We start from the raw sequence: 215 nt of genomic DNA on the forward strand, positions 1-215 counted from the left end.
CGCCGTGGCGCCGTATTCGGGGCACATGTTGGAGATGGTGGCGCGGTCGCCAATGCTCAGGCTGTCGGCGCCCTCGCCAAAGAATTCCACATAGGCGCCGACGACTTTTTGCTGACGCAGGAATTCGGTCAGGGCCAGCACGATGTCGGTGGCGGTGATGCCCGCCTGGCGCCGGCCCGTGAGGCGCACGCCCACGATCTCGGGCAGGCGCATCC

1 protein-coding gene is annotated in these 215 nt (G+C 67.4%); it reads right to left on the reverse strand.

Annotated features, from left to right (window positions below; genetic code table 11):
- Positions 1-215: aconitase family protein (locus tag IAE24_RS30805; RefSeq protein ID WP_200016431.1), on the reverse strand; the 215-nt coding region annotated here is incomplete at both ends.

The sequence above is a fragment of the Delftia sp. S65 genome (genome assembly GCF_016516495.1).
GTDB lineage: Bacteria > Pseudomonadota > Gammaproteobacteria > Burkholderiales > Burkholderiaceae_C > Comamonas > Comamonas acidovorans.